Annotated in this window: 3 protein-coding genes; all 3 read left to right on the forward strand. The window is 69.7% G+C overall.

Annotation, left to right across the window (positions count from 1 at the left end; translation table 11 throughout):
* The first annotated feature begins 239 nt into the window (after positions 1-239).
* The gene (locus G3I65_RS53175; protein WP_160703879.1) at positions 240-1,751 is read left to right on the forward strand and encodes a M1 family metallopeptidase; all 1,512 of its coding nucleotides are present in this window, start codon (positions 240-242) and stop codon (positions 1,749-1,751) included.
* A 22-nt stretch (positions 1,752-1,773) separates the two neighbouring features.
* The gene (locus G3I65_RS53180; protein ID WP_160703881.1) at positions 1,774-2,214 is read left to right on the forward strand and encodes a DUF3592 domain-containing protein; all 441 of its coding nucleotides are present in this window, start codon (positions 1,774-1,776) and stop codon (positions 2,212-2,214) included.
* Positions 2,215-2,490: 276 nt separating this feature from the next.
* A partial coding sequence (locus G3I65_RS53185) for a leucine zipper domain-containing protein (RefSeq protein WP_160697706.1) occupies positions 2,491-3,078 on the forward strand: 588 nt, incomplete at its 3' end.

A 3,078-nucleotide genomic window follows, 5' to 3' on the forward strand; every position in this document is an offset into this window, starting at 1 on the left:
GGGCCGCGCTGGTGCCCGCGCCGGGCCTGCGGGTCGTCGAGGTGCGGGTCGACCGGGCCCGGCACCGCGACCTGCACGCCCGCCTGCGCGCGGCCGTGTCCGCGGCGGTTTCCTCAGCCTGAGTCAACCGGTTTCCGGACCGGGTCCCAGGAGGTAAGAACCTTCCTTCGCCGGTACCTGGCACCCCGTTGGCTGGCTACGTTCGAGCGCGCTGAACCTCACCCGTTGGAGGGATTCGAATGCGTGCAAGAACTCGCACCGGCCTCGGTGTGCTCGCGGCCGGGGTCGCCTCGGTGCTGCTCGCCGGTACCGCCAGTGCGGCCCCGTCGCCCGGTGCCCCCGGCGTCGGTGACGCGTACTACCCGAACGCCGGCAACGGCGGCACGGACGTGCTGCACTACGACATCCGCCTGAGCTACCAGCCCGCGACCGACGTGCTGGCCGGCACCACCACGCTGCTGCTCACCGCGACGCAGGACCTCTCGCGGTTCGACCTCGACTTCGCGCTGAAGGCGTCGAGCGTGCGCGTGAACAACCGCCCGGCGCGGTTCACGAACCAGACCGGCAACGGCGAACTCGTCGTCACCCCGGCGCAGCCGCTGCTCAAGGGCCAGACCGCGACCGTCGTCGTGGCGTACTCGGACACGCCGTCGACGGAGCAGGTGGACGGGCTGAACGCCTGGAAGAAGGGGGCGTTCGGCGCGCTCGGCATCGACGAGCCGCAGAGCTCGGCGTGGTGGTTCCCGGCCAACGACCACCCGACGGACAAGGCGACCTACGACGTCTCGATCGAAGCCCCGGACGACAACGTTGCCATCTCCAACGGCTCGCTCGTGCGCACCACGAAGAGCCGGGCGGGCTGGACCCGCTGGCAGTGGCGCAGCACCAAGCCGCAGGCGACGTACCTGACGTCGTTCATCGTCGGCAAGTACGAGCTGGTCCAGTCCACGACGCCGGACGGCAAGCCGTTCGTCACCGCGTACGGCGCTGACCTCGGCGACTCGCTGTACGCGGCGAAGGCGAGCGTCGAGCGGACGCCGGAGATCAACGAGTTCCTGGCCAGCCAGTTCGGCCCGTACCCGTTCGAGGCGGAGGGCGGCGTCGTCACCAGCGGCATCACCTTCTCCCTGGAGAACCAGACCCGGCCGACCTACGGCGCCCGCAACTTCCGCGCGGGGTCGAACACGACGCTGATCGCGCACGAGAACGCGCACCAGTGGTACGGCGACAACGTCTCCCTCGGCCGCTGGAGCGACATCTGGCTGAACGAGGGCTTCGCGTCCTACGCGGAGTGGCTGTGGTCGGAGCACGAGGGCGAGGGCACGGTCGCCGAGCTGGCGCAGTACACCTACGACTCCAACGCGGCCGACGCCGACCTGTGGAAGCTCGTCCCGGCCGACCCGGGCGCGGACAACCAGTTCGACAACGCCGTGTACGACCGCGGCGCGCTGACGCTGCAGGCGTTGCGGACCGCGGTCGGCGACGAGGCGTTCTTCACCATCTTGAAGACGTGGCAGGCGCAGCGGGGCGGGTCGGACGGGCGGATCCTCGACTTCATCGCGCTGGCGGAGAAGATCTCGGGCAAGCCGCTGCACGACCTGTTCCAGACGTGGCTGTACACGGCGGGGAAGCCCGCGGTGGGCCCGAACGGAGCGGCTGCTTTCTCGGCTCGCTCGGCCTCGGTGAAGCCCCGGTCCTTCGATCAGATCCAGGCGAACCACCGGATTCTCGCCGCCGAACACGCGCACTGAGCGGGACCGCTACGCTCGCGGCGTGAGCACGAGAGGTGAGCGGGCGAGGCGCGTCGGGTGGTGGGCCACCCTCGGCGTCGCCTCGCTCCTCACCGTGATGTGCGTCTGCTTGCTGTTCGCGGCGATCCGCAACGACGGCGCGATCTCCGCTCAGCTCGGTACCGCGACGGCGACGGTCGACTCGGTGGCGTTCGATCGGACGATCATCCACTTCGAGACGCCGGATGGGATTGTGCACAGTCCGGCCAATGGGGTGTTGTACCCGGATGGGCTGGCCGCGGGGCAGCTGGTTCGGATCGAGTACGACGCGTCCGATCCGGAGCTGGCTCGGGTGGCGGGGCGGTCGGCGACGTTGACGTTGCTGCCGCTGGGGAGCTTTGTGTTCTTCAGTTGGCTGGTGGCTGGGCCGGTTTTGTGGTGGATTCGGCGGGTGGGTAAGCGTGCCGGTGTTCCGGCTGCCTGAGTGGGTCCCGGCTCCTCGTCTTCGATTGTTCAACACCGGATACCCGGCCTCAAGGGCGCCTTCGGCGTCGCTTCGCGATTCGCTTCGCTCACCCTTGACCCCGGGTCTCCGGTGCTGACTGCGGCTGGGACGAGGGGCGGGGGAGGTCTAGGTGTGATGTCCGGGGACGTTGTCCCGAGTTGAGGTGATCACTGGCGGCCTGTCGTGCTGACAGGTGAAGGCCTCCGGATGTGAAGTGGAGCTGTCTAGGAACCGCTTCACCCGCCGGAGGCCTTCGTGTCCCACCCTAACGCCACCCTGACCCCGCGCACCCGGCTGCGACTCGCCCGGCTGGTCGTCGAACACGGTTGGACCCACGCTGAAGCGGCCAAGATGTTCATGGTCGCCGCCAAAACGGCCGCGAAATGGGCGCAGCGCTACCGGCTCGAGGGCGCGGCAGGGATGGCTGACCGCAGCAGCCGCCCCCACCACAGCCCGACCCGCACCCCCGAACACCTCATGCGGGCGATCGTGCGGCTGCGATGGCGCCACCGACTCGGCCCGGTCCAGATCGCCGGCCGGCTCAACGTCCCGGCTTCGACCGTGCACGCGGTGCTGGTGCGCTGCCGGATCAACCGGCTGTCCCGCATCGACCGGGTCACCGGCGAACCGCTGCGCCGCTACGAACACGACCATCCCGGCTCGCTGATCCACGTCGATGTCACCAAGTTCGGCAACATCCCCGACGGCGGCGGGCACCGCTACCTCGGCCGGCAGCAAGGCGAGCGCAACAAACGCGCCACGCCAGGCTTGCCCCGCGGCGCGGACTACAAGCCCCGCACCGGCACCGCGTTCGTGCACACCGTCATCGACGACCACTCCCGC

Source organism: Amycolatopsis sp. SID8362 (assembly GCF_010550475.1).
Classification (GTDB): domain Bacteria; phylum Actinomycetota; class Actinomycetes; order Mycobacteriales; family Pseudonocardiaceae; genus Amycolatopsis; species Amycolatopsis eburnea.

Coding starts and splice junctions, on each gene's coding strand:
- G3I65_RS53175 (WP_160703879.1), top strand. CDS start 240: ATGCGTGCAAGAACTCGCACCGGCCTCGGTGTGCTCGCGGCCGGGGTC.